Genomic DNA, 4596 nt, shown 5'->3' with positions numbered 1-4596 from the left:
TGCCCCTGACCGCGCCGGCCGGCGTCGAGGTGCGCTGGCTGCACCGCGGCGGCCCCTTCACCCCGGAGACGACGCGGTTCGCCGCCGCCGTCGAGGACGCGGCGTGGCGGGAGGGGCGGGTGCACGCGTTCGTGCACGGCGAGCGGGAGCAGGTCAAGCGCGTCCGGGCGTACCTCACGGACGTGCGCGGCGTGGACCGGCGGCAGCTGTCGGTGAGCGCGTACTGGGCCTACGGCCGCGCCGAGGACGTGTTCCAGGCGGAGAAGCAGACCCCGGCGGGGCAGATCTTCGAGGACGGCACCACCGGCGGCTGACCCGCACAGGGTCGGCACAGTAGAAGTTCCGGCGTCCCTCAGGGCATGACGGGCCAGGGGTGACGTGAGAGGGTCGACGCGACATCGTCCGGCGGTCCCCGGCCGCCGGCACGTCCGCACCTCTGTGAAGGAGTCCCCATGAAGACGCCCGCACGCCTCGCCGTCGGCATGCTCGCCGCCTCCGGTCTGCTGCTCACCGGCTGCGCCTCCGACCCGACGCTGGAGGAGAGCTGGCCCGAGGTCCGCCAGAAGGTCGTGGATGCCGAGAGCCTGCGCCTGAAGATGGAGGGCACCGCCGCCGACAAGGAGGAGGACAAGGACGACGCGTCGGCCTCGGCGTCGCCCTCCGCCTCCCTGGGCACGGACGCCATCCAGTCCGCGAACGTGGACCTCGCCGGCGCCACCGACGACTCCCACCTCCGGGGCACCATGAACGTGGACATGGGGGCGGCCACCATGGCCATCGAGGTCCTGCGCCGGGACGCCGACGTGTTCTTCAAGCTCAAGGCCGACGGTGACGACCTGCCCCCGGAGATGGGCATGTTCTCCACCCTCGTGGGCGACCGCTGGATCAAGACGAACGCCGAGCAGGCCGCGCAGATGGACATCTCACTGGAGGAGATCATGTCCGACCTCGAAGAGGACATGCCCGCCGCGGACGCCTTCGACGGCAAGGACCTGAAGGCCGAGGAGGTGGAGCTCGAGGGCAGGAAGTACCTCAAGTACGCGCTGCCCGAGGAGCACCACGAGTTCGGCCGGACGATGCTGATCGACCCGGAGAGCACGACCCTCTACCGTCTCGAGGACGTGAACTCGGAGGACGAGGACGTGGACGCGAATGCCACCTTCACCGAGTGGAACGCGGTCGAGGCGCCCGAGGCCCCCGCCTCGGAGGACGTCTTCGACCTGGCCGAGCTGCAGGAGCTGGCCGGCTGACCCGCTGCGCGATCCGGGTGGGCCGGCGGGGCGCCACGGCATGATGTCCTCATGGACCGCACCGCCCCCACCCCGCCCGCGAACGCCCTCGCCCCGGGCCTGCCGGAGGACATCGCCCGGGAGGCGATCGCCTTCCGCCGCCTCCTCCACGGACATCCGGAGCTGGACCTGCACCTGCCCCGCACCCAGGCCGCCGTCCTCGAGCGGCTCGAGGCCCTGCGCGCCGAGGCGGGGGAGGATGCCGCCACCGGCCGCCCCGCGCTGGAGACGAGCGTGGGCCGGGCGCTGAGTTCCGTCGTCGTGGTGCTGCGCGGCGGGGCCCCGCTGCCGGAGGGGGCCCGGCGGCCGGTCGTGCTGCTGCGGGGGGACATGGACGCCCTGCCCGTCACGGAGGAGACCGGGCTGGAGTACGCCCCCTCCGTGCCGGGCACCATGCACGCCTGCGGCCACGACCTGCACACCGCCGGCCTCTACGGCGCCCTGGCTTGGCTGGTGCGCCGTCGCGGGGAGCTCACCGCCGACGTGGTGGCCATGTTCCAGCCCGGGGAGGAGACCGGCGGCGGCGCCCAGCACATGATCCAGGAGGGGCTGCTGGAGGCGGCCGGGCGACCGGTGGACGTCGCCTACGCGATCCATGTCTCCTCGGGCACCTACCTGCGCGGCGTCCTGCTCAGCCGCCCGGGGGCGATCCAGGCCGGCTGCGACGACCTGGTGGTGACGGTGCACGGTCGAGGCGGGCACGGCTCCGTGCCGCACCTGGCCCAGGATCCGGTGCCCGTGGCCGCCGAGATGGTGCTGGCGCTGCAGTCCGTGGTCACCCGGCAGTTCGACGCCTTCGACCCGGTGGTCGCGACCGTCGGGCACCTGAGCGCGGGCACGGCGGCCAACATCATCCCGGACAGCGCCACCCTCGCCCTCACCCTGCGTACCTTCTCCGCGCCCGCCCGAGCCCGGCTGCTCTCGGCCGTGGAGCGCATGGTGCACGGGATCGCCGCGGCGCACGGCATGAGCGCACAGGTCCGGACGGACTGCGCGTTCCCGGTGACGGCCAACGACCCGGACGCGGTGGCCTTCGTCCGCCGGACCGTGGAGGACCTGTACGGGGTCGAGGCGTACCGGGAGCTGTCCGAGCCCGAGCCCGGCAGCGAGGACTTCTCCGAGGTCCTCCAGCGGGTGCCCGGCGCCTACGTCCTGCTCGGGGCGGTCCCGGAGGGCGTGGACCCGGACGGGGCGCCGGTCAACCACTCCCCGCAGGCCGTGTTCGACGACGCCGTGGTGCCGCGGGCCGCTCAGGTGCTGGCCGAGCTGGCGCTGCGGACGGCGCCGGTGCCGGCGTCCTGAGCGCGGCGGCCGGCCCGGAGCACCTCGGCGATCTGCCCGACGCACGGCTCGTTCTGCAGGCTCGTGGTGTCCCCGAGCGCGGTGCCCTGGTGCAGCTGCGTCAGCAGCCGCCGCATGATCTTGCCCGAGCGGGTCTTGGGCACGTCGGGGACGAAGACCACCTCGGCGGGCTTGGCCACCGGCCCGATCACCCGCCCCACATGCCGCCGCAGCTCCTCGGCGCGGTCGGCGGCGGAGGCGCCGGGGCCGTCGTCTCCGGCCAGCCAGCCCTCGTGCGCCACGACGAAGGCGACGGCGGCGTGCCCGGTGGTCTCGTGCGGCACGGGGCACACCCCCGCCTCGATCACCTCCGGGTGCGCCACGAGGGCGGACTCGATCTCGATGGTGCTCAGCCGGTGCCCGGAGATGTTGATGACGTCGTCCACGCGCCCGAGGATCCAGACGTCGCCGTCCTCGTCCCGCTTGGCGCCGTCGCCGGCGAGGAACCAGCCCGCCTCGCCCTGGTCCGCGTAGTCCTCCCAGTACGAGTGGAAGTAGCGGGCCGGGTTCCGCCACACGGTCCGCGCCATCGACGGCGAGGTGCGGGTGACCACGATCCGGCCCTGCAGGCCCTCGGGCGTGGGGGCGCCGTCGTCGTCGACCACGGCCACGTCCACCCCCGGCAGGGGCCGGGAGCCGCAGCCCGGCTTGAAGGCCGTGTCCGTGGGGCGGGGGGAGAGCACGGTGGCGCCCGTCTCGGACTGCCACCACGTGTCCACCATCGGCAGGTCCGGGGTGTCCCGGCCGATCTGGGTCCGGGCCCACGTCCAGGCCTCCGGGTTCACGGACTCGCCCACGGTGCCGATCAGGCGGATCGAGGACAGGTCCGGGCCGCCGTCCGCGTGCGCCGGGATCCCCTCCGGATGCCAGCCCTTGAGCGAGCGGATCAGGGTGGGCGCCGTGTAGTAGCTCGTCACCCGGTAGCGCTCGATCACCTCGAAGTGCCGGCCCGGGTGCGGGGCGTTCGGCACGCCCTCGTAGATCACCTGCGTGACCCCGTTCGAGAGCGGACCGTAGATCTCGTAGGTGTGCGCGGTGACCCAGGCCAGGTCCGCGGTGCACCAGTGGACGTCGTCGTCGCGCCGTGCCGGGTCCGGGTGGGAGAACAGGAAGTCGTGCGTCCACGAGGCCGCGGCGAGGTACCCGCCGGAGGTGTGCACGAGCCCCTTGGGCTGTCCCGTGGTGCCGGAGGTGTACATGATGAACAGCGGGTGCTCCGCATCGAAGGCGCGCGGGGTGTGGGTGTCCGGCTGGCGGTCCACGACGTCGTGCCACCACAGGTCCCGGCCCTCGGTCCACGGGATGTCCCGGTGGCCCGTGCGGTCCAGGACGAGGACGTGCTCGATCACGTTGTCCCCGGACACGGCCTCGTCCGCGTTGGCCTTCACGGGGACGGCGGCGCCGCGGCGGAACTGGCCGTCGGTGGTGACGAGCAGCTTCGCGCCCGTGTCCTCGACGCGGAACCGCAGCGCCTCCGCCGAGAACCCGCCGAACACGAGCGAGTGCACGGCCCCGATCCGCGCGCACGCCAGCGTGATGACGATCGTCTCCACGAGCACGGGCAGGTACACGACGACGCGGTCGCCCGCCCCGATGCCCAGCTCCTCGAGGGCGTTCGCGGCCTGGGCGACCTCGCGCTGCAGCTGCGCGTAGGTGACGGCGCGGCGGTCGCCGGGCTCGCCCTCGAAGTACAGGGCGACCTTCTCCCCGCGCCCCGCCGCCACGTGCCGGTCCACGCAGTTCACGGCCACGTTCAGGGTGCCGTCCTCGTACCAGCGGATCTCCGGGCCGCGCTCGGCGGCCGGGTCCGGGGCGGTGAGGGAGCGCGTCCGGGTGAAGGGCCGCTCCCAGCTCAGACGTCGGCCGGCCGCCTCCCAGAACGCGAGCCGGTCCGACTCGGCCACCGGGCGGCCGTCGCCGCGCCCGCCGTGCAGCCGGTCCGCCGGGCGGCCGGGGTGGACGTCCG

4 protein-coding genes are annotated in these 4596 nt (G+C 73.9%); 3 read left to right on the top strand and 1 reads right to left on the bottom strand.

Translation table 11 applies throughout. The features are described from left to right. The 3 genes from D8M29_RS08630 to D8M29_RS08620 form a co-directional block, all read left to right on the top strand. A partial coding sequence (locus D8M29_RS08630) for a siderophore-interacting protein (RefSeq protein ID WP_148111558.1) occupies positions 1–314 on the top strand: 314 nt, incomplete at its 5' end. Positions 315–452: 138 nt separating this feature from the next. Next, on the top strand, positions 453–1250 hold the full coding sequence (locus D8M29_RS08625; protein WP_036336726.1) for a hypothetical protein: 798 nt from the start codon (positions 453–455) through the stop codon (positions 1248–1250). Positions 1251–1301: 51 nt separating this feature from the next. After that, on the top strand, positions 1302–2591 hold the full coding sequence (locus D8M29_RS08620; protein WP_127445907.1) for a M20 family metallopeptidase: 1290 nt from the start codon (positions 1302–1304) through the stop codon (positions 2589–2591). Here the strand turns inward: D8M29_RS08620 and acs are convergent. After that, on the bottom strand, positions 2540–4596 hold a 2057-nt coding region (gene acs, locus D8M29_RS08615), incomplete at its 5' end, for an acetate--CoA ligase (protein WP_238693362.1). The genes D8M29_RS08620 and acs overlap by 52 nt on opposite strands.

Origin of the sequence: Micrococcus sp. HSID17227, assembly GCF_003989405.1 — a bacterium.
GTDB lineage: Bacteria > Actinomycetota > Actinomycetes > Actinomycetales > Micrococcaceae > Micrococcus > Micrococcus luteus.
Note: the sequence above shows the minus strand (reverse complement) of the source record. Positions and strands in the feature narration are given on the sequence as shown.